The organism is Nocardia sp. CA-136227 (assembly GCF_050955695.1).
Taxonomy (GTDB): domain Bacteria; phylum Actinomycetota; class Actinomycetes; order Mycobacteriales; family Mycobacteriaceae; genus Nocardia.
Genome location: NZ_CP192081.1, coordinates 2,442,763 through 2,468,292, shown reverse-complemented (window position 1 = coordinate 2,468,292; position 25,530 = coordinate 2,442,763). Strand labels below are relative to the sequence as shown.

Annotated in this window: 25 protein-coding genes; 10 read left to right on the top strand and 15 right to left on the bottom strand. The window is 68.0% G+C overall.

Going from position 1 to position 25,530, the window contains the following annotated elements:
* Nucleotides 1–30: 30 nt before the first annotated feature.
* The 6 genes from ACQP06_RS11125 to ACQP06_RS11100 all read right to left on the bottom strand — a co-directional run bounded on the left by ACQP06_RS11125 (nucleotide 31) and on the right by ACQP06_RS11100 (nucleotide 6,993).
* Complete coding sequence (locus tag ACQP06_RS11125; RefSeq protein ID WP_433672139.1) at nucleotides 31–264, bottom strand: DUF3263 domain-containing protein; 234 nt, start codon at nucleotides 262–264, stop codon at nucleotides 31–33.
* Nucleotides 261–1,316 (bottom strand): phosphotransferase family protein, encoded by a 1,056-nt coding sequence (locus ACQP06_RS11120; protein ID WP_433672138.1) that lies wholly within the window; start codon nucleotides 1,314–1,316, stop codon nucleotides 261–263. Before ACQP06_RS11120 ends, ACQP06_RS11125 begins: the two co-directional genes overlap by 4 nt.
* Complete coding sequence (locus tag ACQP06_RS11115) at nucleotides 1,309–2,091, bottom strand: SDR family oxidoreductase (RefSeq protein ID WP_433672137.1); 783 nt, start codon at nucleotides 2,089–2,091, stop codon at nucleotides 1,309–1,311. The genes ACQP06_RS11120 and ACQP06_RS11115 overlap by 8 nt, the downstream gene beginning before the upstream one ends.
* A 28-nt stretch (nucleotides 2,092–2,119) precedes the next feature.
* Nucleotides 2,120–3,655 (bottom strand): class I adenylate-forming enzyme family protein, encoded by a 1,536-nt coding sequence (locus tag ACQP06_RS11110; protein ID WP_433672136.1) that lies wholly within the window; start codon nucleotides 3,653–3,655, stop codon nucleotides 2,120–2,122.
* Between the two features lie 75 nt (nucleotides 3,656–3,730).
* Nucleotides 3,731–5,428, bottom strand: coding sequence for an aldehyde dehydrogenase family protein (locus tag ACQP06_RS11105; RefSeq protein WP_433672135.1), 1,698 nt, complete (start codon nucleotides 5,426–5,428; stop codon nucleotides 3,731–3,733).
* A complete protein-coding gene (locus tag ACQP06_RS11100; RefSeq protein ID WP_433672134.1) occupies nucleotides 5,425–6,993 on the bottom strand; it encodes a GMC family oxidoreductase in 1,569 nt (522 codons plus the stop codon). Before ACQP06_RS11100 ends, ACQP06_RS11105 begins: the two co-directional genes overlap by 4 nt.
* A 258-nt stretch (nucleotides 6,994–7,251) precedes the next feature.
* Here ACQP06_RS11100 and ACQP06_RS11095 point away from each other — a divergent pair, with 258 nt between their 5' ends.
* Complete coding sequence (locus ACQP06_RS11095; RefSeq protein WP_433672133.1) at nucleotides 7,252–8,505, top strand: saccharopine dehydrogenase family protein; 1,254 nt, start codon at nucleotides 7,252–7,254, stop codon at nucleotides 8,503–8,505.
* Nucleotides 8,506–8,554: 49 nt separating this feature from the next.
* Nucleotides 8,555–9,256 carry a transporter gene (locus tag ACQP06_RS11090; protein WP_433672132.1) on the top strand — a complete coding sequence of 234 codons (702 nt, stop codon included), beginning with the start codon at nucleotides 8,555–8,557 and terminating at the stop codon, nucleotides 9,254–9,256.
* On the opposite strand, the gene ACQP06_RS11085 is transcribed toward ACQP06_RS11090, so the two are convergent.
* Nucleotides 9,226–9,852 carry a TetR/AcrR family transcriptional regulator gene (locus tag ACQP06_RS11085; protein WP_433672131.1) on the bottom strand — a complete coding sequence of 209 codons (627 nt, stop codon included), beginning with the start codon at nucleotides 9,850–9,852 and terminating at the stop codon, nucleotides 9,226–9,228. The two genes, ACQP06_RS11090 and ACQP06_RS11085, sit on opposite strands and share 31 nt — an antisense overlap.
* A gap of 50 nt (nucleotides 9,853–9,902) precedes the next feature.
* Nucleotides 9,903–11,156, bottom strand: a complete 1,254-nt coding sequence (locus tag ACQP06_RS11080; RefSeq protein ID WP_433672130.1) for a PucR family transcriptional regulator — start codon at nucleotides 11,154–11,156, stop codon at nucleotides 9,903–9,905.
* A 118-nt stretch (nucleotides 11,157–11,274) separates the two neighbouring features.
* On the opposite strand from ACQP06_RS11080, the gene ACQP06_RS11075 reads away from it, so the two are divergent.
* The 7 genes from ACQP06_RS11075 to ACQP06_RS11045 all read left to right on the top strand — a co-directional run bounded on the left by ACQP06_RS11075 (nucleotide 11,275) and on the right by ACQP06_RS11045 (nucleotide 19,181).
* On the top strand, nucleotides 11,275–12,807 hold the full coding sequence (locus tag ACQP06_RS11075) for a flavin-containing monooxygenase (RefSeq protein ID WP_433672129.1): 1,533 nt from the start codon (nucleotides 11,275–11,277) through the stop codon (nucleotides 12,805–12,807).
* Nucleotides 12,804–13,691, top strand: a complete 888-nt coding sequence (locus ACQP06_RS11070; protein ID WP_433672128.1) for an alpha/beta hydrolase — start codon at nucleotides 12,804–12,806, stop codon at nucleotides 13,689–13,691. The genes ACQP06_RS11075 and ACQP06_RS11070 overlap by 4 nt, the downstream gene beginning before the upstream one ends.
* A gap of 84 nt (nucleotides 13,692–13,775) precedes the next feature.
* On the top strand, nucleotides 13,776–15,134 hold the full coding sequence (locus tag ACQP06_RS11065) for a flavin monoamine oxidase family protein (protein ID WP_433672127.1): 1,359 nt from the start codon (nucleotides 13,776–13,778) through the stop codon (nucleotides 15,132–15,134).
* A gap of 99 nt (nucleotides 15,135–15,233) precedes the next feature.
* Nucleotides 15,234–16,556, top strand: coding sequence for a saccharopine dehydrogenase family protein (locus tag ACQP06_RS11060; protein ID WP_433672126.1), 1,323 nt, complete (start codon nucleotides 15,234–15,236; stop codon nucleotides 16,554–16,556).
* Between the two features lie 5 nt (nucleotides 16,557–16,561).
* Complete coding sequence (locus tag ACQP06_RS11055) at nucleotides 16,562–17,854, top strand: NAD(P)/FAD-dependent oxidoreductase (RefSeq protein ID WP_433672125.1); 1,293 nt, start codon at nucleotides 16,562–16,564, stop codon at nucleotides 17,852–17,854.
* A gap of 39 nt (nucleotides 17,855–17,893) precedes the next feature.
* Nucleotides 17,894–18,583, top strand: a complete 690-nt coding sequence (locus tag ACQP06_RS11050) for a transporter (RefSeq protein WP_433672124.1) — start codon at nucleotides 17,894–17,896, stop codon at nucleotides 18,581–18,583.
* A 10-nt stretch (nucleotides 18,584–18,593) separates the two neighbouring features.
* On the top strand, nucleotides 18,594–19,181 hold the full coding sequence (locus ACQP06_RS11045; protein WP_433672123.1) for a TetR/AcrR family transcriptional regulator: 588 nt from the start codon (nucleotides 18,594–18,596) through the stop codon (nucleotides 19,179–19,181).
* Between the two features lie 102 nt (nucleotides 19,182–19,283).
* On the opposite strand, the gene ACQP06_RS11040 is transcribed toward ACQP06_RS11045, so the two are convergent.
* From ACQP06_RS11040 to ACQP06_RS11030, 3 genes are all read right to left on the bottom strand, one after another.
* Nucleotides 19,284–19,784 carry a hypothetical protein gene (locus tag ACQP06_RS11040; RefSeq protein ID WP_433672122.1) on the bottom strand — a complete coding sequence of 167 codons (501 nt, stop codon included), beginning with the start codon at nucleotides 19,782–19,784 and terminating at the stop codon, nucleotides 19,284–19,286.
* A gap of 221 nt (nucleotides 19,785–20,005) precedes the next feature.
* Nucleotides 20,006–20,197 carry a DUF397 domain-containing protein gene (locus ACQP06_RS11035; protein ID WP_379278369.1) on the bottom strand — a complete coding sequence of 64 codons (192 nt, stop codon included), beginning with the start codon at nucleotides 20,195–20,197 and terminating at the stop codon, nucleotides 20,006–20,008.
* Complete coding sequence (locus ACQP06_RS11030; RefSeq protein ID WP_433672121.1) at nucleotides 20,194–21,180, bottom strand: DUF5753 domain-containing protein; 987 nt, start codon at nucleotides 21,178–21,180, stop codon at nucleotides 20,194–20,196. Before ACQP06_RS11030 ends, ACQP06_RS11035 begins: the two co-directional genes overlap by 4 nt.
* 244 nt (nucleotides 21,181–21,424) lie before the next feature.
* Between ACQP06_RS11030 and ACQP06_RS11025 the strand changes: the two genes are divergently transcribed.
* Entirely contained in the window at nucleotides 21,425–21,661 is a 237-nt protein-coding gene (locus ACQP06_RS11025) for a hypothetical protein (protein ID WP_379278371.1), read from the top strand.
* A gap of 186 nt (nucleotides 21,662–21,847) precedes the next feature.
* On the opposite strand, the gene ACQP06_RS11020 is transcribed toward ACQP06_RS11025, so the two are convergent.
* The 4 genes from ACQP06_RS11020 to ACQP06_RS11005 all read right to left on the bottom strand — a co-directional run bounded on the left by ACQP06_RS11020 (nucleotide 21,848) and on the right by ACQP06_RS11005 (nucleotide 25,366).
* A complete protein-coding gene (locus ACQP06_RS11020) occupies nucleotides 21,848–22,654 on the bottom strand; it encodes an LLM class flavin-dependent oxidoreductase (protein ID WP_433672120.1) in 807 nt (268 codons plus the stop codon).
* Between the two features lie 95 nt (nucleotides 22,655–22,749).
* Nucleotides 22,750–23,040 (bottom strand): hypothetical protein, encoded by a 291-nt coding sequence (locus ACQP06_RS11015; RefSeq protein ID WP_433672119.1) that lies wholly within the window; start codon nucleotides 23,038–23,040, stop codon nucleotides 22,750–22,752.
* Between the two features lie 69 nt (nucleotides 23,041–23,109).
* Entirely contained in the window at nucleotides 23,110–23,373 is a 264-nt protein-coding gene (locus ACQP06_RS11010; protein ID WP_433672118.1) for a hypothetical protein, read from the bottom strand.
* A 541-nt stretch (nucleotides 23,374–23,914) separates the two neighbouring features.
* Nucleotides 23,915–25,366, bottom strand: a complete 1,452-nt coding sequence (locus ACQP06_RS11005; RefSeq protein ID WP_433672117.1) for an amidase — start codon at nucleotides 25,364–25,366, stop codon at nucleotides 23,915–23,917.
* Between the last annotated feature and the right edge of the window lie 164 nt (nucleotides 25,367–25,530).

The following is a 25,530-nucleotide window of genomic DNA, read 5'->3' as shown; positions in this document are numbered from 1 at the left end:
CTGAGATGTCAGGCGGGCCTTCGTCGTTCGTCAGCGCCGCGCCGGGCCGCCGGAGCGATCGGCGCATTGCGCCCGGAGCCGGGCGATCGTCGCATTGTCGAGCGTCCGCGCGGTCGGGGTGACGAGCAGACGGGCGAGGCGGCAGTGGAACTCCTCGGGGGTGAGCCCGAAGCGCACGAACGCCGCGTCGTCGTTGCCGCCGTAGGGAGCCCACTCGGCGGCGAACTCCAGCATCTCGATCTCGAACGGGCGCACAGGGTTCATATTCCCGCGGTGTCGGCGATCTCGCCCGCCTGCTGGACCAGGGCGTCGATCTGGGCGAGAGTCGGTGTGCCCGCCGCGGATTCGTTGTGCGCCTCGTCGAGCGCCCGGCGCCGCACCCCCTCGGCGATGATGGCCAGCTTCCAGAGGCCGAGTGCGTGCCAGTAGCGCAGCGCCGCCGGGTCACGACCGGTCTCGTCGAGGTACAGGCGCGCCATCTCCGCGCGGTCGGGGAATCCCGCCAGGGTCGAGGCTTCGAGGATGCCGCACGACGGCTCGCCGGGTTCCGGCCAGTAGGTGAGCAGGCTGCCCATGTCGGCCAAGGGATCGCCCAAGGTGGACAGTTCCCAGTCCAGTACCGCGGTGACCTGTCCGGTGGCGGGCGCGGTGATCAGATTGCGCAGGTGGAAGTCGCCGTGCACCAGGCTGATCTCGCGTTGTTCGGGGACGGCCGACGCCAATCGCCGGGTGAGCGCGTCCAGCGCGGGCGACTCGCGGGTCTTGGACGATTCCCATTGCGCGGCCCAGCGTTCGAGCTGCCGCTGGGCGTAGGGCCGGTGGCCGGCGAGATCCGTCAGTCCGGTGGCGGCGAGGTCGACGGAGTGGATCCGGGCGAGCATGGCGGGCATCGACCGGGCGATGCCGAGGCGGCGTTCCGGGGACAGCGCTTCGGCCGCCGCCATCGTGTCGACGATGACGCCGTCGACGAATTCCATCAGGACGACCGGCACGTCCGCGACATCCGAATCGACTGCGACGCCGAGGATTCGGGGCGCCGGGACGCCGGTGCCCGCCAGCGCCGCCATGATTCGGGCCTCCCGCACCACGTCGTGCGCGGTGCTCAGGAGGTGACCGAGCGGCGGGCGGCGCAGCACCCAGGCCCGGCCTTCGGCGTCGGTGAGGCGGTAGGTCAGGTTCGAATAGCCCTGGCCGATTCGCCGCAGCCCCAGCGGCAGCACGCACTCGATGCCGAGCGTCGCCAGCCAGCGGGCGGCCGCCTCGAGATCGATGGCGACCGGGCCATCGACGGCGACCGAAGCGCGAGTGTCAGGCATCGGCCAGCGCCTCGGCCCGGAACAGCGCGGCATCGCCCAGGCGCTGTCCGCCGTCGATCACGAAGGTCTCCCCGGTGACCCAGCTCGCGGCGTCGGACACCAGGAAGGCGACCGCGGACCCGATGTCGCCGGGTTCGCCGATCCTGCCCAGCGCGGTGCTCGAATTCAGCTGTCCCTCATACTGTTTCCACAACTGCTCGGCCAGCTTGGTGCGGACGACGCCCGGTGCGAGCGAGTTGACCCGCACTCGTGGTGACAGTTCCAGCGCCAGTTGTTTGGTGAGGTGGATCAGCGCGGCCTTGGACGCGTTGTAGATGCCGAGATCCGGTTCGAAGCCCAGGCCGCCGATCGAGGCCATATTGACGACGGCGCCGCCGTGCTCGCCCATCCACGCCCGGGTCGCGAGCCCGGTCCACAGGACCGGCGCCCACAGGTTGACGTCGAAGGTCTTGGCGAAGCGGGCGTGGTCCTGATCGATGACCGGGCCGTAGGCCGGGTTGGTTCCGGCATTGTTGACGAGAATGTCTATGCTGCCGAACCATTCGAGGGCCAGGTCCATGCAGCGCCGCGCGCCCTGCTCGTCGACGGCGTGTGCGACGATGCCGAGCGTGGTGCCGCCGACTTCGGCGGCGGCGGCATCCGCGGACTCCTGGCTGCGCGAGGTCAGGATGACATTGCCGCCGGCCGCGGCGATCGCTTTGGCCGCGGCCAGTCCGATGCCGCGCGAGCCTCCGGTGACGATCGCGGTGCGACCGGTGAGATCGAGTCGGGTCATGTGTGTTCCTTCGTGGATGCTCGGACGGCTAGCGCAGCGGGGCGCCCCAGCGCACCTGCCCGCGCAGCTGGCTCTTGAGGAGTTTGCCGCCGGGGTTGCGCGGCAGTGGTTCGGTGCGGATGGCGGCGAATTGCGGAATCTTGAAGTCGGCCAGATGGTTTCGGCAGTGCCCGAGCACGGCGTCGAGGTCGATGGCCGCCTCGCCGCCGAACAGGACGGCGCCGACCTTCTCCCCCATCACCTCGTCCGGTACCGCGAGGACCGCGGCGTCGGCGACGCCGGGGGCCGACAGCAGCACGGCCTCCACCTCGACGCTGGAGACGTTCTCGCCACCGCGGATGATGATGTCCTTGACCCGGTCGACGATGTGCACCCGTCCGGCCTCGTCTACCCGCACGATGTCGCCGGTGTGCAGCCAGCCGTCGACGAGCGCGTCGGCGGTGGCGGCGGGCTTGTTCCAGTATCCGGAGGTGACATTCGCGCCCCGGACCACCAGTTCGCCGACTGCCGGGTCGGTGCCGATCGGGACGATGCCGAGGTCGACCGACGGGACGGGGTACCCGACCGAGTCCGCGTGCGCGGCGGCGTCGTGGTCGGGCAGCACGGTGATCAGTGCCGCCGTCTCCGTCATCCCGTAGCCGTTCAGCAGCGATGCCTGGGGGAAGGCAGCTTTCAGCGCGCGCACCAGCGTGGGTGCGATGGGCGCTCCGCCGTATCCGACGACGCGGACGGCGGACAGGTCGGTGCCCGCGAAGTCCGGATGCCGGAGCAGCAGCGAGTACACGGCGGGCACGGTCACGATGAACGAGATCCGCTCGGTCTCGAGCACCTCGATCAGGGTGGGCAGATCCAGCGCGGGCAGGATCACGGAGGCCCCGCCCGCGTAGGCGGCGACCAGCAGCTGCGAATTGCAGGCCGTGACGTGGAACAGCGGGACCGAGATCAGGGTGCGCAGTTCGGATCCGCTGTCGCGGGGGAGTCCGAAGCAGCGAATCATGTTCTCGGCGTTGGTGATGAACGCCTCGTGTGTGGTCGGGACGCCCTTCGGATGCCCGGTGGTGCCGGAGGTGTAGAACATGGCCGCCACGTCGTCCGGTTCCAGATCGTGCGCGAAGTAGGGGTCGCCGTCGGGCAGTGGGGATTCGGCGGTGAGGTCCACGGTCGCGCCCGCGTCGTCGAGGACGTAGCGGACCTCCGGCTCCGCCGACCGAGTGTTGACGGGCACCGCGATGCCGCCGGCCAGCACGGTGCCCCAGAACGCGAGCACCCAGTTCACGCCCGCCGGATAGCGGATGGCGACCCGGTCCCCGCTCCGCACGCCGTCGGCGTACAGCCCACCGGCCACTCGCACCGCGCCGTCCCACAGTTCGGCGTAGGTCAGTCGCCTGCCGCCGACTTCGACGACCGCCTCGGCATCGGGGCGGGCGTCGACGTGCGTCCGTAGGACGTCCACCAGTGTCGCGGGCAGATCGGTGTAGCGCCGGACGCCCGCCGCGTCCAGGGCCACGCCGGATTCTTCGAAGGGGTTGCGCGAGCGCGCGATACGGATAGGGGTGCGGGTCATGCGCGGACCTCGCGGGGGCGACGGGAAGGGCTCATGGTGAGGTTCTCTCTTGCTTCGTGGTCGGCGTGCCGGTGGTCAGCCACGCAGGGCGGAGGCGAAAATCCCCGGCAGGGCGGCGAATCCGGGTCTGTGCGCGAAGCCGGTCAGGCGTCGCAGCGTCGTGGCGCCGGTACGGTTGGTGACGAACCAGGGCGGCTTCGGGGACAATGTGAACTCACCGTGGAGCAGCGACCGCGGGGCCGGACGGAAGGGACCGCGCACGACGGTGCGTTCCGGGTCCTCGATGAGCAATCCGTTGTGCACCACGCCGATTCCGCTCTGGATATCGGCGAGGGTGTGCCCCGGGAACGCCCCCCAGGTGGCGCGGGCGGTGAGGTAGCCCAGGCCGGTCCAGGCATTGATCGCGACGGTCCCGTACCGGAGCGCGGCGACCGCGCCGTCGAATCGGTCTCCCAGCGCGCGGATGGTCGCGGGGTGGGCGATGAGATTCACCCCGAGCGTGCCCTCGATCTCCTCGTTGCAGACCTGGACCGCACGATCCAGGAATTCGGCCGCGGCGCCAGGCAGTTCGAGTACGCCGAGCACCGGTGCGAAGTACTCGGTGTGCAGCAGCGGTTCACCACGATCGGGCGTGATGCCCTCGATGAGGACTCGCGCACCGATCCGCTGCGCCCAGGGATACGTGGCGCACGCGTCCGCCACCCGTTCCGGCGAGCCCGGATAGTAGGCGGGCCGCTGCGGCGCGCGTTCGATCGCGGCCCGCAGTTCGTCGAGGAATCGGTCCTTCTGCGGCCAGTCGGCGGGGATCACCACCACCTGCGCGGCGACGCAGTTGTAGCCGTTGTTATGCAACCGCTGGGTCGCGACGTGCTCGGCCTGGTAGCGCAGGTCGGCGTCCGACCAACGGCCCGGCACCACGATCGCCGGTGAGACGCCGCCCAATTCGCTGGTGATGGGTTTGTCCAGCCTCGGGGTGCCGGCCAGGCGATTGCGCGCGCCCTCGGCCCCGGAGCCGAACACGATGGCGTCGTGGGTGACCGCGCTGCCGGTCATGTGCACCGCGCCCACACCCGGATGGTGTACCAGCGCCGACCCGATCTCCGGTCCGCCGGTGACGATTCGCAGGAAGCCGCGCTCGACCAGCGGGGCGAAGATCTTCTGGAAGACCGGCAGCAGCGGATCGGTGAGCGGGTTGAGCTTCAGCGCCACCACCCGGTTGTAGGCGTAGAGCTGGTACAGCACGTCGAGCGGGGCGATGGAGAAGATATTGCCCGCGCCGAGCACGACGCCGATGCCGCCGGTGGCGGTCGGGGTGCGCTGCCCCAGACCCGCACGGGCCCGCACCGTTTCGGCGTCGACGCCCGGTCGGGTCCAGACCTCGGCGTGAAAACCGTTGAGCAGCAACGCGTCGAACAGGCCGTGCGGGAACACCGCGACGGCCGTGCGATCACCGGGCGCCGCGTGTGTGGGGTAGCCGTCGATCGGACTGTGGCCCTGCTCCAGCGCCAGCAGTGATTCCGCCAGCGCGGTGGTCGCGGTGAGCAGCGAGTAGGGGCCGCTGACCCACTCCTCGCCGAGCAGTGGGGAATCCTCGGGCAGCTGTTTGATGCGGGCCGCGGTGTCGACCCATTCCTGCGCGAACCTGGCGGTATTGGCGTGGATCTGTTCGAGCAGCACGCGCCGGGCGGACAACGCGGTACGCGCCCATTGGATCTCGCCGTTCCGCAGGGCGGTGACGGTCGTGTCGGCTGTGCCGGTCACCGCGGGGTTCACGCGTGGCCTCCCTCGGAGGCGGAGTCCTCGCCGATCATGGCCGCGGCCTTCTCGGCGATCATGATGGTGGCGGCGTTGGTATTGCCGCGGACCACCGACGGCATCACCGACGCGTCGGCCACCCGCAGACCGTCCACGCCGAGCACCCGCAGCCGCGGGTCCACGACGGCGCCGATGGCGCAGGTCGAGGTCGGGTGGTAGAGGGTCTGCGCGGTGCGCGCCGCGAAATCGAGCAGCTCGGCGTCGGAATCGCCTGCCGGGGTGAGGAATTCGCCCGTGGTGAGCTCGCGCAGGGCGGGCTGCGCGGCGATGTCGAGGGCCGCGCGCAGGCCCGCGATCAGCGCGGCGCGATCCGCCTCGGTGGCGAGGTAGTTGTGGTGGATGCGGGGTGCGGTCGTCGGGGACGCGGAGCGCAGGGTGAGCGTGCCGCGACTCTCGGGGCCGACCAGGCACGGGCCGAAGGCGAAGCCGTGCTCGGACGCGACGCCCATGCCTTCGCCGTGGAAGAGCACCGGGGCCATGTGGAACTGGATGTCGGGGCCCGCCAATCCGGTTCGGGTCTGCACGAATCCACCGGCCTCACCGATATTGGAGGTCAGCGGCCCGCGGCCCGCCGACTGCAACAGGCCGAGATTCTCCGGCGTGAGCGCGGTCATCAGGGATTCGCGATCGGTGCGGTAGTTGAGGAACACCGACAGGTGGTCCTGCATGCCCTGGCCGACCGGAAGGTCTCGGACCACATCGAATCCGAACGCCGCCGACTGCTCGGCCGGGCCGATGCCCGACAGCAGCAGCAACTGGGCCGATCCGTACGCACCGGCGCTCAGCACGACTTCCCGGCGCGCCGCGATGACCTCCGTGCCGGCGCCGCGCCCCACCACCACGCCGGTGGCGCGGCCGTCCTCGACCACGACCCGATGCACGAGCGCATCGGTGAGCACGGTCAGGTTGGGACGGTCCGCGGCCGGATGCAGGTAGGCGACCGCCGCACTACAGCGCATGCCATTGCGCTGCGTCAGCTGATAGCGTCCGACGCCCAGCTGGGTGGCGCCGTTGAAATCGTCGTTGCGCCGGTGCCCGGCCTGTTCCGCGGCGAGCAGAAACGCTTCCGCCAGTGGATGTTCCGAGCGGCTGTCGCTGACCGAGAGTGGGCCACCGGCGCCGTGATAGGTGTCCTTGCCACGCTCGTTGTCCTCGGCCTTCAGGAAGTACGGCAGCACCTCGTCGTAGCTCCAGCCATCCGCGCCGCCGGCGGCCCAGGCGTCGAAATCGGCGCGCGCCCCGCGAATGTAGATCATCGCGTTCATGGAGCTGGACCCGCCGAGCACGCGCCCGCGCGGCAGGTAGGCCCGGCGGAAGTGCAGTCCCGCTTCGGGTTCGGAGTCGAAGTCCCAGTCCAAGGCGCCCTTGAACAGGGACGGGAAGGCGATCGGCAGATGGATCTCCTCGGCGGTGTCGGTCGGCCCGGCCTCGATCAGGGCGACGGTCACCGTCGGATCCTCGGACAATCTGCTGGCCAGCACGGATCCGGCGGACCCCGCGCCCACGACGACGTAGTCGTACACGATCGGCACCTCTCTCGATTCATCCCTGACATCGGAGCGCTATGACCCCGGTCACTGTCGAAGTCGATACTGCGGGTCCGACGCGGCATATGCCATGTGCAGCGGCTCACGGGTTGCTATGGATCCTGTGCGGCCGCACAGTCTCGAGGAACGGGTAGCGCCTAGGTCACATCCGGCACTATCCTGCTCTAACTCGAACTCGAATCGAGTACGAGAAATCTGGCCCACGTGTGGCCCCTCTACCCACAGGAGATATCCATGGGAACCAAACGAATCGTCTTCATCGGGGCAGCCGGGGAGATGTGCCGGCTCGCCATCGAACGCTTCGCCGTCGCCGATGGGGACTGGACGCTGGCCCTGTACGACATCCGTCCCGACCTGCTCGACGAGCTGGTCCGGCGGCTGCCGCCCGGCCTGGCGACCGCCGGGCGGCTCGACCTCTACGACCAGCGAGGACTTCGAGACGCGATCGAGGGAGCCGCGCTCGTGGTGCTCGGCGCGGGTCCGTACAACCGCACCGCCGGACCCGTGATGGAGGCGTGCCTGCGGGCCGAGGTGCCCTACCTCGATTTCGACGACGACATCGAGAGCACCCTGCACGCGCTGTCCCTGCACGACGACGCCCGGGCCGCCGGGGTGCCGATGTACATCGGCTGCGGCGCGTCCCCCGGCATCACCAATGTGCTGGTCGCCGACGCGGCCGCCGAACTCGACCGGGTCGACAACATCGACGTGTACTGGGTGGTCGGCGACGAACGCGGATCGATCGGCCGCGCAGTGCTCGACCACATGCTGCGCGTCGCCGCTGGCCCCTGCGTCACCTGGGAGCACGGCGGCCCGGTGCTGCACCAGTCCTGGGTGGAGACCCGCTGGACCGAGCTGGGCGCCGGCCTGGGGCTGACCCTGGTGCACGAGACGGCACACCCCGAACCGGTGACCCTGCCACGAAAGTACCCGGACGCCAAGAACATTCGCTGTTTCGGCGGGCTGGACCCGGCGCCCTACAACGGCCTGGTGCGCGGCGTCGGCCTGGCGGTGCAGCGGGGGCGGATGCCTATGTCGAAGGCCATCGACTTCCTGGAAGCCCTGATGACCAACAAGTTCGGCAGCCTGAAGGGCTGGCGCAACGCCCTGTCCGGAATGCGGAACCTGGTGCGCACCGGGGAGGCGACACGCACCGAGCTGATCAAATTCCTCGCCCTGTCAGCGATCGGCCACACCTTCCCGCACAAGACCGCCCTGAAGGTCGAGGTGACCGGCCTGCGCGACGGCCTGCCCGCGGTGATCGGCCGCCGTACCTCGGTCAGCGGCGACGGCACCTACCTGTTCACCAATATGGCCGCCGCGACCGGAACCGCCTGCGCGGCCTTCATGGTGGTGGCGCTCGACGACCAGAACGACAGCCGCGCGGGCGTATTCACGCCCGAGGAGTGGGCGGAGCCGGAGCGGTTCTACAAGGCCCTCGAACGGGTCGGCACGCCCCGCGACGAGATCTTCGTCGTCTCGCACTGATCGCCCATTCCCCGAACGTCAGATATCGACCCCGACACAAGGTTTGATCATGGATCTCAAAACCGCACTGTACGCACTCGCCGATCTGTTCATGATCGTCGCCGGATTCACCCTGGGGTGGAGGTTCATTCGGAACTACGGCAATTACCTGCTCGGCCTCGAATGGATCATCGTCGCGAGTTCGGGCACCAATTTCCTCGTCTACGGGCTGGTCGGCGCGAACGAGACCAGTCCCATGTTCCACCTCGCCTTCTTCTTCGACGCGTTCTCCCGTTCGATCGGAATCACACTGATTCTCGTGCTGGGCTTGATGAAGGTGACCCACGGGTTCAAACCCTCACTCGCGGTGGACATCAGCGTCTTCGGGCTGGCCATCGTGGGCGGACTGGTCATGTCGGCCTTCGCCGAGGAGCTCGGCCTGGCCGGAGCCGTCTTCTACGTCGTGATGAACGCCCTGACCACGCTGTTCCTGTTCTATTTCGCCTGGCGACTGTGGAATATCGGAGAGCGCGGTCATTCGATCGCCGTGGCGGCGGTGTCGATCGCGGCAGGCACGATCGCCGGAATGTACGACTTCTATCGCATCCCCGGCGACGACGAGCACCACACGATCTTCTACATCCTGGCTCTCACCACGTGGTCCTGTCAGATGGTCGTGTACTACTTCGGCTATCGCGCGCTGCAGAACAGCAAGGACCGGATCTCGGCCGCCCGTCCGCTTCAGTTCTCGGGGGCGAACGATCCCAGATAGACGGAGACCAATCGCCGCGCCTGTTCGAGCGTGACATCGTCGCCGGTCGGAGACTTACGAAAGGCGACATCGAAGATCCGGTCACCGGCCTCGAACGCGAGCTCCACGACGAATGCCGGTGTGTCGGACCGGATCAGCCCCCGGTCCACCAGGTACCGCCACAGCCGCGTCGCCTGCGACACGTCGAAGCTGCTCGCCAGCTCACCGAGCGGCGAACTGCGCCCCGCGTACCAGAGCACGGCGAAACTCGGATGCTCGCGGAAGTAGCCGAGATACACGTCGACGATCGCGTCGCAGATCTCGGCCAGCGTGGCGGGCGCGGCCTCCAGCATCGCGCCGACCCGGGCGTCGAGCTCACGCAGATGTCGTTGCGCGAGTTCGGCTTCGACCTGACCGCGGTCGGCGAAGTAGTGGTAGACCGAGGCGATCGGGATGCCGGCCCGCTCACCCATCGCCTTGAGGGTGGCGGCCTGGTAGCCCTGCTCGGCGAGCAAGGCCTCGGCGGCGTCGAGAATCGCCTGCACGCGCTCCACGCCGCGGCGTTGCACCGGAGCGGGGCGGGTGGACGTCCGTGACGTCGGGCGATTGTCGAACACGATTCGAGATCGTAACAAAGTCCGGCCTGCCTCCCCTGCGTCCCGTGCCGCTAGCCGGCACCGCCGGACAGTGCGCGAGCGCCGAGCCGATGGGCGATCTCCAGGGCGAGTTCGACGGCCAGCCTCCGTTCGCCGGGCCGGTGACCGAGCAGTTCCGTGGCGCGGGCGACCCGCTGCAACACCGTGTTGCGATGAGTGTGCAGCCGTGCCGCGGCCCGCGGGGCGTTCTCGGCTTCCTCCAGGAACACCCGCAGCGTCTCACGCAACCGCGCGGCCGCGGGCGTGTCCTGCGCCAGCGGACCGAGCGTATCGGCGACGAATTCGGCAGCGCGGGAAGGGTTCTGCGCGGCCAGCGCGGTGACCTCCAGATCGCGGTAGAGGGTGATGCGGGCGGCGTCGGGCTGACCGGCGAGCAGATTGTGCATCCCCAGCGCGGCCTCGTGCGAGCGCCGGAATCCCTCGATGCCCGGACGCGGCGGGCCGACCGCCACCCGGATCCCGGGATGGGCCGCGATCAGCGACCCCCGCAGCTCGTCGATCGCGGGCAGGGTGTCGCCGCTCATCCACGCCCACAGCGCGGAACTGCCCGCCGCGAGAGTCAGCAGCGGCCTCCGCCCGGCCGCTCGCGCCAGCAGCGTGGCCGCCGACTCCAGCGCCCCCTGCACCTCACCGGCCGGAGTGGACCACAGCACCAGCGCGATATGGGATCGGGACAGGTCGTAGCCGAGCCGTTCGCCAGCGCGGCGGCTGTCGATCGGCGCGCCGTCGAGCAGCAGGCGGATGACCTCCGCGCGCCGCGCCAGCGCCCCGCCGAGGATCTCCTCCCGCTCCCGCTGCGCGACCGAGATGACCCGTGCGACAACCTGATCGACATAGGCGAACATGCGTTGCGCGGACAGTTCGAGCAGCGGCACCAGCAGCGGGCCCGTTCCGGCGATGCGGGTGGCGTGGGTCAGATAGTGCCGCCAGGCGATGTTCTGCCCGCGCCGATAGGACTGGAAGATGACGTCGAGATCCAGGCCGCGCCGGGCGACCGTCCTGGCCACGTCGAGCGCTTCGGGCGGGACATCGATGTCGGAGAGCTGAGCCTCCCGGCGGGTGAAGATGGTCAGCAGCCGGGCGGCATTGGCCCGATTGCTGGCGGACATGTCGGCCACCAGCGCCGCGTCCGCGCCGACCATGGGTGTCAGTTCGATCTCCGCGGCGTCCATCTCGGCGACCACCGCGTCGAGGTCGTCCAGCATCAGTTCGGCGACTCGGCCCATGAGTTCAACGAGTTCGGGCGCCGGGGTCGGACTGCTCATACGGGCAAGTGTGCCGCAGCACATATTCGTGGTCAAAGTGCGGTCGCACGGACATACCCATGCCGAGATCACCGCCCTAACGTGAACCAGATCACACCCCTCGATCAGGAGACCTCACGTGACCAGAAGATCCCGCAACACCAGCGCCACCGCTGTCGATGTCCTGATCATCGGCGCCGGTGTATCCGGCATCAGCGCCGCCTGTCACCTCGCCACGCGTCGCCCCGGCACCACCTTCGCGATACTCGAGGCGCGCGATTCGGTCGGCGGCACCTGGAGCCTGTTCCGCTACCCCGGCATTCGCTCGGATTCGGATATGCCCACCTACGGCTTCGGTTTCAAGCCGTGGACCCATCGCCAGTCGATCGCGGACGGGCACCTGATCCTGGACTACCTGCGCGACACCGTCACCGAAAACGGCCTGTCCGAACACATTCGACTGGGCCATCGGGTGATCGAGGCGCGATTCGACTCCGCGACCGGGCGCTGGACCGTGCTCGCCGAACAGGGAGACGGCCGGCAGGTGCGCTTCGTCGCGCGATTCCTCTTCCTCGGCACCGGCATCTACGACCACCGGGCCGGTTACACCCCCGATTTCGCCGGGGCCGAGGATTTCGAGGGCCCGATCGTGCACCCGCAGCACTGGCCGCAGCAACTGGACTGCACCGGTAAGCGAGTCGTCGTGATCGGCAGCGGCGCGACCGCGGTCACCCTCATCCCCGCCCTCGCGGGCCGCACCGCCCACGTGACCATGTTGCAGCGCTCGCCGAGCTACGTGTTCTCGATGCCCGCCGAGGACGTCATCGCCAATGTGCTGAACAGGCTGTTCGGCCACGAGCGCGCCGCGACACTGATCCGGCGCAAGAACATCGCGATGACGCGCGGCATCCACAAGGCGTGCAAGCGGGCTCCGCGAACGGCCCGCCGGCTGCTGATCGGTCTGGTGCGGCGGCAGTTGCCCGCGCATTTCGATGTGGACACCCACTTCACGCCCCGCTACAACCCGTGGGACCAGCGCTTGTGCATGGTGCCCGACGGCGACCTGTTCAAGACGATCGCGAGCGGACGCGCCTCGGTGGTCACCGATCGGATCACACGCTTCACCCGGACCGGGATCGACCTGGAATCCGGGCAGCATCTGGACGCCGACGTCATCGTCACCGCAACGGGTTTCACCATGTCGCCGCTGGGACGGATCCACCTCGAGGTCGACGGGCGCACGGTCGATCTGCCCGCCGCGACGGTCTACAAGTCCATGATGCTGTCCGAGGTGCCGAACCTGGCGTTCGTGATCGGCTACACCAATATCTCCTGGACACTGAAGGCCGATCTGGTCAGCGAACACTTCTGCCGCCTGCTCGACCACATGGACGCCAACGGTTTTCACACCGTGACGCCATCGGCCGCCGATCCGGACATGCCGCGCGTGCCGCTGGTGGACGACCTGAGCTCCGGGTATGTGCGGCGCGGAATCGACGCCTTCCCGCGGGCGGGGACGAGCGGCCCGTGGTCGGCGGCGATGGCCTACGAACTCGACGCCGAGCGTCTGCGCGAAGGACCGGTCCAGGACGCCGCCCTGCGCTTCACGCCCGCGAACCCATCCGCGTCCGGGACCTCCGAGCTCGCGATGGCGACGGGTGGTCGGCGATGAAGAACATCACCTTCTACAGCCACGGAACCCGCTGCGCGGCATGGCATCTCACCGGGAAGGGGGCACTGCCCGGACGGGCCTGCGTGGTCATGGCGCACGGCTTCGGCGGCACCCGCGACACCGGGCTGCTGGGGTACGCGGAACCGCTCGCCGCCGCCGGATACGACGTCCTGGTCTTCGACTATCGCGGCTTCGGGGACTCCGAAGGCAGTCCGCGGCAGGCCGTTTCGTACCGGCGGCAGCGCGAGGACTATCACGCCGCCATCTCCGCCGCCCGGCGGTTGCCCGGCGTCGATCCCGACCGCATCGTCCTGTGGGGGACCTCGTACTCCGGCGGGCACGCCGTCGCGGTCGCGGCACAGGATCGGCGCATCGCCGCGATCACCGCGATCACGCCGGCCATGGACGGAGCCGCGACCCTCGCTCACCTGGCGCACCGCGGCGGTGTCGGCCCGCTCGCCCGCTTGACCGGGCACGGGCTGCTCGACCTCGGCCGTGCCGCCATCGGCCGGTCACCGCATCATCTGCCGATCGTGGGTGCGCCCGGATCGGCGGCCGTCATGACCAGTCCGGGCGCGGTGGAGGCGGTCGTCCCCGTGGCGGGGCCGACCTGGCGCAACGAGGTGTGCGCCCGCGCGGCACTGGAGGTCGGGCTGAACCGGCCCATCGGCTTCGCGGGACGGATCACGTGCCCCATCTTGATCCAGATCGGCACGAACGACAGCGTCGCGCCGCCCGCGGCCGCCCGCCGCGTCGCGGCGAAGGTCGGGCGACGGGCAAGGGTCCGCGAATACCCGGTGGACCATTTCGACGTCTATGACGGTCCGTGGCAGCGCCGGGCAGCTGCCGACCAGGTCGCCTTCCTGGCCGACGTCCTGGCCTGATTCGGCACCGGCGATTGACGGGGATCACACCGGGTCGTAAAGTCGAATTCGAATCGAGTTTGACTTTCCCATTCAGGAGTTCCCATGACCACGCACGAAACACCGGAGGAAACCGTCCAGGTCGTAGTCGTCGGCGCCGGAATCGCAGGGTTGACGGCCGCGACCACGCTGGCGCGCGACACCGGCGTGGTGGTGCTCGAATCCAGCGATCGCACCGGTGGCCGGGTCGAAACCGCCCGGCAGGGCGACTACTGGATCAATGTCGGCACCCAGTTCACCGAGGGCACGGGCGCGCTGATCGACGCCCTCGACCGGCACGGCATCGAGCGGGGATCGCTGGCGGGCAAGAGCGTCGCGCTGTATCTCAACGGCGGAATGGTCGACACCTCGAACCCGATCGCCCTCATGTTCCGGACCCGGATGTCCTGGACCGACCGGATCGGTCTGGCCGTCGTCGGCGCGCGCATCCTGGCGGTCACCCCGTTCCTGGAGTCGCAGAGCCGCATCGCACGTCGGGTGCGCGGCGAGCTGGACGCCAAGCCCGCGTCGTATCTACTGAAGGGCGTCCGGTCCGAGCTGGCCGCCGAGATCGTCCGATCGTGGTCGGCGCAGTGGATGGGTTGCGAGGTGGGAGAGACCGCCGCGACCCAGTTCGTCACCTCGGTGGGCATCGCCTTGACCGACCCGGAGAAGGTTCCGAACTTCTCACTGCCGGTGGGCGGCAACCAGACTTTGACCGACGTGCTGGCCGAGGAGCTCGGCGACCGGATCCGGTTGAACACGACGGTGCGATCGGTCCGGCAGGACGGCGACGACGTCATCGTGGACTACCTCGACGGCGATCGTCCGGCGCGACTCCGAGCCCGGCGCGCCATCGTGACCACACCCGCCGACATCGCCGACCAGATCATCCCGGATCTCCCCCGCACCTACCGAAACGCCTTCGGCGACATCGCCTACGGCCGCTACCTGGTCGTCGGATTCTTCACCGACGAGGTCGGCCCGCAACGCTGGGACAAGTACTTCGGCGTCTCGACACCGCAGCTCTCGTTCCAGGCGATGTTCAATCACGCCGCGGCCATGCGCACCGGCGACGACCGCAAACCCGGTGGCGCACTAGCGTGTTTCGCCGGCGGCGCGCACGCCGACGCCTTGTTCGCGCTCTCCGATCAGGAAGTCGTAGCGCGCTTCACCGAGGACCTGATCACGGTGTTTCCCGAGCTCGAGGGAAAGCTCGGCGAGGGCATCGTGCGCCGCCACCACCGGGTCGTGCCGTTCTGGGCTGCCGGCCGGAAATCATCGCTGCCCGCCCTGCGCGCCCCGCTCGGCAACATCTACCTCGCCGGCGACTACCAACTCGAACTCCCCTCGCTCGCCGACGCGGCCGAATCCGGCGAGCAGGCAGGCAGAGCCGTCCTGGCGAGCCTGCGCACACGGCCCTGACCAACGCTTCGAACAGCGGAAACGCCGGCCGAATGTCAATGCGAGGTTAAATTACGCGGTGTCATTGACATCATGTAACTACAGTTCTAGCCTGTGACCATGACCACAGCAAAGAGAATCGTCTTCATCGGCGCAGCCGGTGACATGTGTCGCGTGGCGATCGATCGCTTCGCCAGGACGGCCGGGAACGACGACTGGAAATTGGAGTTGTACGACATCCGGCCGGACGTCCTCGAGGAGTTCGCCACCACCTTGCCGTTCGCCGATGTGCGGGTCGGCTCGTTCGACCTCTTCGACGGAGCCGCTCTTCGGGCGGCCATATCGGGCGCCACCCTCGTGGTGCTCGGCGCGGGACCGTACAACCGGACCGCCGAGCCGGTGATGCGGGCCTGCATCGAGGAGAAAGTGCCCTATCTCGACCTCGACGACGACGAGGAAAGCACCCTCACCGCAATGGAACTCGATGCCCGGGCGAAGCAGGCGGGCGTGGCGATCTTCGTCGGCTGCGGTGCGTCGCCGGGTCTGACCAATGTGATGGCCGCCGACGCGGCGCGCGATATGGACGCCGTCGAACGCATCGACGTGTGCTGGGTGACCGGCGACGAGGGACCGGTCCCCTACGGCCGCGCGGTGCTCGATCATGCGATTCGCGGCTATGCCGGGCCCTGTCACACCTGGGAGCAGGGACGCTCGGTGACACACCAGACCTTCCTCGAAACGGATGTGTTCTCGTTGGGCAATTCGCTCGGCGACTCCTACCGGCTCTACGAATGCGCGCATCCGGAGTCGGTGACGATGCCGCGGCGGTGGCCCGGCGCCGATCGGATTCGCGTGCTCGGAGCGCTCGATCCGCCGCCGGTGAACGGCATCATGCGCGGCATCGCCGTGGCGGTGCAGCAGGGCAAGATCTCGATGGACCAGGCCATCGACTTCGTCAACGATGTGATGACGGACAAGACGGGCTCGCCGCGGGTGTGGCGGCACGCGCTGTCGGGGCTGTGGGGCACGATTCGCCGCGGCGAGATCGGTGCGGCCGAGGTGCTGAAGTACCTGGCGACCGCGGCGGCAGGCAAACACCCCGAGTTCCGCGGGACGAACTACGTGCGCGTGACCGGCACTCGGGACGGCGAACCGGTGGTGTCGATCCGCCGGGTACCGGTCAGCGGACCCGGGACCGCCTGGACCGACATGGCCTCCGCGACCGGTTCGGCGACAGCGGCCTTCATGGTGCTGGCCGTCGAGGAGCTGGACGGCCTGTCCGGCGTGCTGGCGCCCGAGGACTGGGCCGATCCGGAGCGCTTCTACCGGATGCTCGCCCGGACCGGCGGGTCACTGGCCCACGAGGTCGTCGAAGCACTGGTCTCGCCGAGCACAGCGGTGACGTCGCGGAAGGCCGAGCCGGCCGCACAGGGCGGGCGGTGAGGGACATGGAACTGCTGACCGAAACCGGCTGGGCCGCACCGTCGATCACCGCCCTGCCCGCGCTCGCCGACCACATCACCTGCGATGTCGCCGTCATCGGAGGTGGTGTCGGCGGGATGACCGCGGCACTGCGGCTCGCCGAGTCCGGCGCCGATGTCGTGCTGCTCGAGGCCGAGACCTGCGGCTGGGGCCCCAGTTCGCGCAATGCCGGCTATATCACCAATTCGATCGCCGCCGACCCGGCGCTGCTGGCCTTGTTGTTCCGCCGCAGCAAGGTCCGCGCACTGTTCCAGTTCGCCGAAGCCGCAGTCGAATTCACGCAGGACGCCATCGCGCACCGTGCCATCGACTGCGATTTCGAGAAGGCGGGAATCGTGCAGGCCGCGGTCTCCAGGAGCCAGCTGCGCAAAGCTCGTCGCAACGCGAAGATCATGGCCGAGGCCGGGTCGTCTGCCGAGTTCGTCGACGGGCCGGACGCGGGTCTGCCGGAGGGCTTCCTCGGCGGCATGCGGGAAGGCGTCGGCGGAACCTTGAATCCGGCCAAGTATGCGGGCGGCCTGCGCGGTGCGGTCATCGCTTCGGGGGCACGGGTTTTCGAGCACACCCGCGTGCGGAGCGTCGCCGACAGCGGCGAACGGGTCATCATCGAATCCGCGCACGGCCGGGTGGTCGCCGAACGAGCGCTGCTCACGACCAATGCCTATGGTCAGGACCTCGCGATCACGCCGCGCCGGTTGGTCTCCCCCGTGTGGACGTCGCTGGTCGAGACCGAGCCGATCGCCCCGGAGCGCCTGGACGAGATCGGCTGGACCAGCCGCGCTCCCCTGGTGACCGCGCACATGATTCTGGAGAGCTACCGCGTCACGCCTCGGAATTCGATCGTTTTCGGGACCCGGCGGTTGGAGACGGCCAGCGGTTCATTGCCCACCCGGACCCCCTCGGCGCGCGTCGTCGACGATCTGGTCCGTGGTTTCCGTGAACGCTTTCCCGGACTGCACGATATTGCGCCGCAACGGGCTTGGGGCGGCTGGATCGGCATGAGCTCCAGCTGGCTGCCGGTGGCCGGGGCGGCTTCACCCAATGTGCTGTATTCGCTGGCGTGCAACGGGCACGGGTTCGCACAAGCTCAGTACGTCGGCCACCTGTTGGCGGGTCGCCTCCGCGGCGATTCCATGCCCGAGGACCTCGAAACCATCTGGCACGGCCGAGGCGGATTCTGGCCCAGCTTCGTCAGCGGACCGGCGCTGGAACTGGGGTGGCTCGGAGACCGCCTGGCCGATCGGCTGGCACGCCACTGAATCCGGCGGCCCGCAGTCCCTCACACACAAGAGATCACCATGGATATCAAGAACTCACTGCTCCTACTCGCCGACCTCTGGATGGTCGCCGCCGGATTCACCTTCGGCTGGAAGTTCATTCGGAATTACCAGAACTATCTGCTGGGCCTCGAATGGGTCATCGTCGCGACGTCCGGCACGAACTTCTTCGTCTTCGCGTTGACCGGCGCTCATCGGACCAGCCCGATGTACCACATCGCACTCTTCTTCGATGCCTTCTCCCGGTCGGTCGGAATCACGCTGATCCTCGTCCTGGGGTTGATGAGGGTGACCCATCGCTACAAGCCTTCGCTGCCGACCGATGTCGGAGTCTTCGCGCTCGCGACTGTCGCGGGTTTGTACCTGTCGATATTCGCCGACCGCCTCGGCGTCGCGGGCGCGACGTTCTATGTGGTGGTGAATGTGGCCACGTCCGTGTTCCTGCTGTACTTCGCACGGCGGCTGTGGGACATCGGCGAGCGAGGACAGGCGATCGGCGTAATCGCCGCTACCGCCGCGGGTTTCCTCATCGCCGCGATCTACGACTTCTATCACCTCCCCGGCGACGACGAGAACCACACGCTGTTCTATATCGGCGCGCTCGCCACCTGGGGATTCCAGATGACCATGTACTACTACGCCTACCGAGCCCTGCACCGGGCCGACACGGTCGAGGGCAGCCTCGCGAAGTCATCAGGGCTCATGATGTAGTGGAAACACGATGAGCAGACGCCCGAAGCACGATCCCAAAGAGTCGGAACGCGAGATCCTCGAGGCCGCGAAGAAGTTCTTGAGCGAGCGGCCGTTTCGCGAGATGACCGTCGACTCGGTAATGAGTCTGACCGGACTCAAGCGTCCCGCGTTCTACGTGCACTTTCGCGACCGGCACGATCTGGCGCTGCGCATCGCCGACGAGCTCGGACAGGAAATCTCCGGGGTGCTCGACCGCTGGCTCACGGGGACCGACCTGGCCAACGATGCCCGGTCCGCGTTCGAGGGACTGACCGAGGTCTACCTCGAGCACGGCGCGGTATTGAGTGCGCTGTCCGATGCCGCCGGCAGCGACGAGAAGGTCCAGGCCGCCTACCACGGACTCGTTCAGCGCTTCATCGACGCCACCGCCAAGCGCATCACCGATGATCAAGCCGAAGGCCGTATCCGCTCGGATCTCGACGCCGTCGAGACGGCCCGCGCGCTGGTCTGGATGGACGAACGCTATGTGACCCAGGCGTTGGGTCGACCACCGCGAACAGATCCGAAGCTGGTCGTCGACGTGCTCTACAACATCTGGATGTCCGCGCTGTACTGACGGCGTCGCTCGATTCCGGGCTGGTCGTCGCCCGCGATGATGACGGGCACCGAGCAGGAGGCCGAGCCCACCACGAACGAGACCGCGGTGCGTTCCGGCAGGTCAGCGGCCGCCGATGGCGGGTTCGAAGATGGTCGCGGCGTTTTGTGCGCTGACGCAGGTGTTTCCGTCGGCGTAGGAGACCTCGACGCTCATGACGCCTGTGGCGGTGCGGAGGCTGACCGTGCATCCCAGTATGGTTTGCGGCCCGTAGAACGCGTCGCGGCCGTTGATCTTGGTGACGGTCGGCGCCTGCCCGCCCGGGCTCTTGACCGCGGACTGGGCTGAGGCCAGGTATCCCTCATAGGTTCGGATGGGAGCGGCTGCGCTGGGATGTTCGAGAGACAAGGTCTCATGACCGCTGAACGAGGTGAAACGGCACTTCACCGAATAGTCGCCGATCGTCGGTACGTCCTTCTTGGTCTCCGGGTCGTATCCCGCGCCGCGAAGTGCGCTCTTCCGGATTTCCTTGCACGGGTCGAACATTCCCGTCGGCGAACTGTCCGAGTCCGAGCAACCACTGACCACACCGGCCGCGAGACCAGCCACGATCACGCCGATCAACTTCGTCCGCACACTTCCCCCGTCAACGCCTTCACACGGCCACCTCAGCCGAGCAGGACGAGACTGTACCCGCCGGGAAGCCGTGACGGGGGCCGGAGGTGTCGGCGGGCGATGTACACCTGCTCGATGAATCCGCCTGATCGCCTGGTGTGAGGTCGGCTCGAGGCCACGAAGCCCCCGTCGGAAAATCCACACGGGGGCTTCGCTGTTCGCAGAGATTGTCAGCGACTCCAGATGCCGCTGTCGATGAAGTCGGACCACACGGCCGCGGGAAACTCCAGGATCGGCCCGAGGCCGCCGTCCTTCGTATCGCGCACCAGCGTGACCGCTGCGTCGTGCCGAACCTCGACGCATTGCTTGCCGGAATCGGAGAAGCTCGACTTGTACCATTCGCCCATGACCGGCTTGTTCATGCCGCGTACTCCTTTGCGGTTCGGACCACCAGATCCCTGGTGTCATGTGGTGACAACGCTACCGCTCGCAGACCGTCGATCGCCCTCCGATATTCGTTGACCTCCTCGTCGTGTTCGTGGAAGACACTGCCAATGGCTCCTTCGGCGAATACGACCGGCGGCAGGGCCATACCGCTTGTGCCCTTGGGGATTTCGAGCAGCATGAACGCCTGCATGATCAGGCCCGGGTGCGGACCTACCGCGAACGGAATCAATCGAAGCTCGACGTTGTCACGGGTACTGGCGTCCGCGAGCCAACGCATTTGCTCCACCATGACATCCGGAGATCCTGGCCGGTTCCGCAGGACCGCCTCGGAGATGAACGCTTCCAACCGGAATCCGGATTCGTTCAAGCGGGCTTGCCGTTTGGCGGTCAGTTCGATTCGCCGTTCGGTGTCCACCGCGGACAGGCTGGGTTCGGTGACGTGGATGATCGCCCGCCGATAGTTGGGTGACTGCAAGATGCCCGGGACGATCACCGGCTGATGCACGATGACCACATCCGCCACGCCCTCGAGCCGGAGGAACTTCTCGAAGTTCGGCGCCACCTGATCGGTGTAGGCCTTCCAGAAGCCCTTCGAGTTCCCTTGCGCTTTGGCGGCGCTGTCCTGGGCGCGGACCTCGTCCAGCAGCCTGAGCGCCTCGACCCGGTCCGCAGGTGCCGCCCGATAGTACTCGAGCAGATCCTTGACCTGGGGCTTCGTGAGTTTGGTCGGGGAGCCCTCCTCCATCCGCATCAGAACGAACCTGGTGACCTCTAGATGTGCCGCCGCAGCCGACAGGGCTGTCCGAGGAGCCTTGGATCGCACCGACTTCATGAAATTGCCGAAATCCATGCGAGAGACCGTCAAACCGGCCATTTGTTTAGCCTCGCTATCTGGGGAATGTTCCTTACGCACACGTGCGGATCGCACTTCTATTTTATTCGGCGCAACGTTGTCCATGCACGTATCGCCGCAATCCTTTTGGGTGCATCCTTGACGTACCGAACATTCACCGGAAGCAACTAGGAGCCGTAATGCCTTGGGATGCTTGGGTTTTGATGTCCTTGACCGTGACCGCCGCGATCATCCTCATCGTCTGCCTCATAGAGGATTTGAGAAATTCCGGTCGGTATGGAAATAGACCCCGCGGCCGTCACCGCCGGGGGCGGAAAGGAATGCGCGCGCGGCGGGAGGTGAATTCGCCGTGGACTCCTACGACCGATTGGAGGACTGCGACGTCGGCGACGACGAGCCGACGATGAACTCCGCGGAAGCCATGGAATCGATTGTCCTGCATCGTGACTGCCTCACGGCGCTGTGTGAGCGGAAGATGGCGGCGAGTCAGATCATCCGGGTCGCGTCCGAGCGGCGGCAGTCCGCCAAAGTCATTCAGTTCCCGGCCACCCGAACGGAGTCGAATCGTGTCCCGCGTGACCGGTGACCGCCACCGCGCACCCCACCTCCCTCCGGCGACTCTCGTCGAGGCGAAGGCCGGGCTCGACCGCCACCGGGCGTGCGCGGACGACTGTAATGCCAAGCGGCACTATGAATCCGCCGTCCAGCGGATGGTGCGCAGCCGCGGCCCGGGCTGGAACATCTGGCCTGCCGGGGATCGGCCGCGCCCCGCCTAACGCCCCGCGAGTGCGGCCACGACCGGAGCGAACTTGTCCGCGACGTGGGCGCCGAACACGAAGTAGGAGAACCCGATCTCCTCCCGCCGCCGCTGGATCTCCTCGATCGCTGCGGCCGGGTCATCCGGCAGCGCGGCCATCGCGTCGGCCGCATGCCACGCGGCGGTGTCGGTGGTGGGGGGCGCCATATGCGGCGCGACGGTATCCCCGACCACCGGCACGGCCAGCGCCAGCTCGGGCCCGTCGGCGGTGCGGAACTCCTCTGCCAGCTTCTGGACCTCCCCTCGAGACTGAGTTCCCAACGCGAACGTGACGGTATCCGCCATCTCTGCGGCCAATGCCCGAGCCTTCGGCCCGAACACGGCCATCGCTACCGGCGTATGCCGCTCGGACCCATCCAATTCCCGCAGCATCCGCACCGCCTCCCGCATTTCCCCCAACCGTTGCCCCGGCGACGGCACGCCCTCGACCCCCTTCCCCGCCAGCTCCTCCGCGATCCCCGGCCGCCCGACACCGATCCCCATCTCGAAGCGCCCCTCGGTGACCAGCGTCAGCGAATGCGCCTCCCACGCGGTCAACCACGCCGACCGCAACGGCGACGCGTAAACCCAAGTCCCCACCCGCAACTCGGTCTCCGCCGCCACCGTCGCCAACATCGGCGCGGGCGCCGGCTGCATCTGCGGAAAGTCCGGCATCAGCAGCGTCGAATACCCATTCGCCGCGACCCGCCTCGCCTGCTCCCGCCAAGCCTTGACATCACTCCTGAGCGGCGCCACCACCCCGAACCGAAACGGCCTCGTCATCCCGATCTCCTGTCTCTAGGTCTACCCACAGGATTCGACGCCGCGCCCTCCCGAAATTCATCGCTGCACCCGCGACCCATCTCGTGAGCGGTGATCTACCCGCCCCAGGACTCCTCACCGAACAGCGGGATCTGCCGTGACGGCGCGATCCCGCCGAGGCGGCGCAGACACCGCGCGCACGTGACGTCCGCGCGAGTCGGCTCCAACGCGGTGGGGTCCCACCCGGAGATCCCGGTGTGGCACAACAGTTCCGGCACTTCCTCCCCCTCGACCCATTGGCCGAGGCTGACTGCGTGCACGGTGCGCCCCCGCCGAACAACCGCGTGCACACCGGGCGAGCCGAAGGTGGCCCGGGTGGAGGCGGCTAGGGGCCCGATGTCGGTCATACGCCCAACGATAAGGATGCGCACCGACAACGACGGACCAGCCGACCCGGTCATCCCTGCCGGGCGGTGTCAGTGAGGTTGTTGCACTTGGCCTTTAGCCCACGCCCAGGCCGTCAACAACCACTCGGCGTCGACCTTGTGCAGTGCCACGGTGAAGACCGCGCCGGTTTGCAGGACCGGCGCGCCCCGAACGTTGAAACCGAGGGTCACCGGGACGACGACATACGCGGCCGTGTCCGTGACATCGATATGATGCGGTTCACCGAGTTCGATGTGGTAATCCGAAACTCCGAGGTGCTCGCCTTCCGCGAGCGCGTCCTTAGCCAGGGTCACTCCGGCAGCGTCCGTCACGGCCTGGTCAGGAGTGGTTGTGCGCTGGGCGATTCTGGCCGGTGCGCCGATCTCCCATGCGGTCCATACGGTGACGGCGTGGGGCGGGTACCGACAACCACGTTGCGGCGGATTGGCGGATGCTCCCCGCGCCCGGCACAGCTTCTTTGTAGCTATCTATGACTTTTCGTGCCGACGGGCTCTCGATTCGTGTCAGCGATCAGGGAATCAACCTGCTCGGATCTCGGCGATGACTATGGTTCGGCGAAGGTGGGGCTGATTGGGAAGCGCGGAACCGCTCGGGTTCGGTTACTCCGTCGCGACCATTTCACCTCGCCTGCCGGAGCTGGTTACCGCACAGCTCCGGACACGATGCCCACTCGACCAATATCGGGCAGACATCGTGGTTCGACGGCCGGGTGGAACGCACAGACTCCCGTTCCACCCGGCCCCTCGCCTCGACGTGACCGGGGTCCTCACAATCGTGCTCGGCGACAACGCGTTCGACGTCAGCCGGTGTTCCGGCCGTGGTTTGATTCGGCGCTCAGCACGGCGCCTGGAAGCCGCCGATCTTCTCCTCGAGCAGTTCGGCCATCCGCAGCGGGGTGCGGTCCTCGAACATCGGGCCGATGAGCTGCACTCCGACCGGCAGGCCCTCGGGGGACCGGCCCGTCGGAATGGCGGTGGCGGGCAGGCCCGGCATGGTGGCCATACCGGCCCAGACGAGCTGGTCGAAGTACGGGTACTCGACGCCGTCGATGTCTATATGGCGGTTCTCCAGGCTGCCGTTGTGGTCGTGCGGGAACGCGGGAGTCGGCGTGATCGGGCACACCACGGCATCGAACTCGGTGAAGAGCCGCCGCCAGCCCTGGCGGTGGAGTTCGCGGCGGTTGTTCGTCTCGACCCAGTCGCGGTGGCTGAGCACCATGCCGCGCACCCGCGCGGCATCCAGGCTCTTGTCGTCCGCGCCCAGGGCGGCGGCGCGGGTCCGCAGCTGTTCGTACACGTCAGCGGGGAGACTCGTGGCGGCGTTCGACAGCATCAACTGCAGGTAGACCGTCGCCGCTTCGGCCGGGTCGGGCAGCAGCGGGCTGTGCCGTTCGACGCGGGCGCCCGCGTCGGCGAGGGCGTCGGCGACCCGGTTGACGCCCGCCCGTACCGCCGATCCGGTCGGGATGAGCGGATGGTCCTCGATGATCAGGACACGGAAGTCGGCCAGCCGCTGGTGGCGTGCGGGCGGCAGGGCGAGGTCGTAGGCGACGCCGTGGGTCAGCGGGTCCGGTCCAGCCATCACGTCGAGCAGGAGCGTGAGGTCGCGGGCGGTGCGGGCCATCGGACCGACCACGGCGAGGTCGAGGTCGACCGGCAGGGCCGGTGTGGGCGGCGGGACCATGCCGCGGGTCGGCGCCAGCCCCAGCGACGGCTTGTGCGCGTAGATGCCGCAGAAATGCGCGGGGGTGCGCAGCGAACCGGCGAGGTCGGAGCCGATGGACAGCGCGCCGAACCCGGACGCCAGGGCCGCCGCCGAACCGCCGGACGACCCGCCCGACGTGCGGCTGTGATCCCACGGATTGTTGGTGGTGCCGTAGATGTCGTTGAAGGTCTGGATATCTCGCAGCATCACCGGCACATTCGTCTTGCCGAGCACCACCGCGCCGGCGGCCTTCAACCACGACACCTGGACCGCGTCCTCGGTCGGCACGTAGTCCGCGTGCTGCGGAATGCCCCAGGTCGTGGGCAGCCCGGCCATGTCGTAGGACTCCTTGACCGTGACCGGGATGCCGAGCAACGGCCGATCCTCGCCGCGGGCGCGCGCCTCGTCGGCGTGGCGCGCGGCGGCCCGCGCATTATCGAAGTCGGGTACACAGATCGCGTTGATCGCCTTGTCATCGCGTTCGATCCGGGCGATCGCGTCGTCGGTCAGTTCCACCGAGGTCACCGCACCGGCGCGCAAGGCAGCCGCGAGTTCTTCGGCCGATTGAAGATTCCACTGCATGAATTCGACGCTATTGGTGTGCCGGACAGGACATAAAATGCCACTTCGCGCAATCGAGAAAGACGAACGGATGAGCTCGGATGCGGATTCGTTCCGCGATATCCCAGGTCACAGCATCGGCCAGGCCGACTCGACGGGTGCACGCCATGAAATGCCGTTCGGCA

Coding starts and splice junctions, on each gene's coding strand:
- ACQP06_RS11125 (WP_433672139.1), bottom strand. CDS start 264: ATGAACCCTGTGCGCCCGTTCGAGATCGAGATGCTGGAGTTCGCCGCC.
- ACQP06_RS11120 (WP_433672138.1), bottom strand. CDS start 1,316: ATGCCTGACACTCGCGCTTCGGTCGCCGTCGATGGCCCGGTCGCCATC.
- ACQP06_RS11115 (WP_433672137.1), bottom strand. CDS start 2,091: ATGACCCGACTCGATCTCACCGGTCGCACCGCGATCGTCACCGGAGGC.
- ACQP06_RS11110 (WP_433672136.1), bottom strand. CDS start 3,655: ATGACCCGCACCCCTATCCGTATCGCGCGCTCGCGCAACCCCTTCGAA.
- ACQP06_RS11095 (WP_433672133.1), top strand. CDS start 7,252: ATGGGAACCAAACGAATCGTCTTCATCGGGGCAGCCGGGGAGATGTGC.
- ACQP06_RS11090 (WP_433672132.1), top strand. CDS start 8,555: ATGGATCTCAAAACCGCACTGTACGCACTCGCCGATCTGTTCATGATC.
- ACQP06_RS11080 (WP_433672130.1), bottom strand. CDS start 11,156: ATGAGCAGTCCGACCCCGGCGCCCGAACTCGTTGAACTCATGGGCCGA.
- ACQP06_RS11070 (WP_433672128.1), top strand. CDS start 12,804: ATGAAGAACATCACCTTCTACAGCCACGGAACCCGCTGCGCGGCATGG.
- ACQP06_RS11065 (WP_433672127.1), top strand. CDS start 13,776: ATGACCACGCACGAAACACCGGAGGAAACCGTCCAGGTCGTAGTCGTC.
- ACQP06_RS11060 (WP_433672126.1), top strand. CDS start 15,234: ATGACCACAGCAAAGAGAATCGTCTTCATCGGCGCAGCCGGTGACATG.
- ACQP06_RS11055 (WP_433672125.1), top strand. CDS start 16,562: ATGGAACTGCTGACCGAAACCGGCTGGGCCGCACCGTCGATCACCGCC.
- ACQP06_RS11050 (WP_433672124.1), top strand. CDS start 17,894: ATGGATATCAAGAACTCACTGCTCCTACTCGCCGACCTCTGGATGGTC.
- ACQP06_RS11045 (WP_433672123.1), top strand. CDS start 18,594: ATGAGCAGACGCCCGAAGCACGATCCCAAAGAGTCGGAACGCGAGATC.
- ACQP06_RS11035 (WP_379278369.1), bottom strand. CDS start 20,197: ATGAACAAGCCGGTCATGGGCGAATGGTACAAGTCGAGCTTCTCCGAT.
- ACQP06_RS11030 (WP_433672121.1), bottom strand. CDS start 21,180: ATGGACAACGTTGCGCCGAATAAAATAGAAGTGCGATCCGCACGTGTG.
- ACQP06_RS11020 (WP_433672120.1), bottom strand. CDS start 22,654: ATGACGAGGCCGTTTCGGTTCGGGGTGGTGGCGCCGCTCAGGAGTGAT.
- ACQP06_RS11015 (WP_433672119.1), bottom strand. CDS start 23,040: ATGACCGACATCGGGCCCCTAGCCGCCTCCACCCGGGCCACCTTCGGC.
- ACQP06_RS11005 (WP_433672117.1), bottom strand. CDS start 25,366: ATGCAGTGGAATCTTCAATCGGCCGAAGAACTCGCGGCTGCCTTGCGC.